Annotated in this window: 2 tRNA genes and 1 rRNA gene; all 3 read left to right on the top strand. The window is 45.9% G+C overall.

Annotated elements, in window-relative coordinates:
• Window positions 1-68: 68 nt before the first annotated feature.
• Window positions 69-145, top strand: a tRNA-Ile gene (locus INT04_RS19140).
• 139 nt (window positions 146-284) lie between these two features.
• Window positions 285-360 (top strand) — tRNA-Ala (locus tag INT04_RS19145).
• 338 nt (window positions 361-698) lie between these two features.
• Window positions 699-1,298, top strand: a 23S ribosomal RNA gene (locus INT04_RS19150); the annotation flags it as partial.

Raw genomic sequence — 1,298 nt, forward strand, 5'->3', positions numbered from 1 at the left:
AAAAGATACGTGTTATGTGTAGTGCTCACACAGATTGTCTGATGAAGAACGAGCAGAAATACCGGTATAGGCTTGTAGCTCAGGTGGTTAGAGCGCACCCCTGATAAGGGTGAGGTCGGTGGTTCAAGTCCACTCAGGCCTACCACTTTTCCTTTATGCTGCGTTGTGAACTCACTCGTTTACTTTATGTAAACTTCGTGACTCCACGCCTTGTCTAAAGAAAAAGCTTCTTTCTATAAAGAAGAAAAAGGAGTGGTTATACGGGTATTAGCAAATTGCATTATGGGGCTATAGCTCAGCTGGGAGAGCGCCTGCCTTGCACGCAGGAGGTCAGCGGTTCGATCCCGCTTAGCTCCACCATAATCTCTTGAATATAAAACAATAATTCAGAGTATATTAGCAATAGTATACTGCGAATTATTTTGCTCTTTAACAATCTGGAACAAGCTGAAAAATTGAAAACAAATCAATATATCACCGAGGTATATTGATGAGTCTCTCAAAATCTCAAACTTTGAATGTGTTTTTCGACATCGAAGTGGGATGAGCGAGCAATTTACAGTTCAAGGCGGCCAGCGCACAGTCAGCGCAACATACATTAGTATGTGAGCATGACGAGCACTGCCCAACGACGAAATGTAATCTGCGCAGCCATCACCACCCAGACGTCTTCAAGAAGAAACACCTTCGGGTTGTGAGGTTAAGCGAATAAGCGTACACGGTGGATGCCTAGGCAATCAGAGGCGATGAAGGACGTGCTAATCTGCGATAAGCGTCGGTAAGGTGATATGAACCGTTATAACCGACGATTTCCGAATGGGGAAACCCAATATCCAATGGATATTATCATTACGTGAATACATAGCGTAATGAAGCGAACCGGGAGAACTGAAACATCTCAGTACCCCGAGGAAAAGAAATCAACCGAGATTCCCCTAGTAGCGGCGAGCGAACGGGGAACAGCCCAGAGTCTTAATCAATAGCAGCATCAGGAGAACGGTCTGGAAAGTCCGGCAGTAAAGGGTGATAGCCCCGTATCTGAAGATGTTGTTATTGTGAACTCGACGAGTAGGGCGGGACACGTGTTATCCTGTCTGAATATGGGGGGACCATCCTCCAAGGCTAAATACTCCTGATTGACCGATAGTGAACCAGTACCGTGAGGGAAAGGCGAAAAGAACCCCGGCGAGGGGAGTGAAAAAGAACCTGAAACCGTGTACGTACAAGCAGTAGGAGCCTCTTTATGGGGTGACTGCGTACCTTTTGTATAATGGGTCAGCGACTTATATTCTGTAGCA

Origin of the sequence: Proteus sp. FME41 (assembly GCF_014897315.1) — a bacterium.
Taxonomy (GTDB): domain Bacteria; phylum Pseudomonadota; class Gammaproteobacteria; order Enterobacterales; family Enterobacteriaceae; genus Proteus.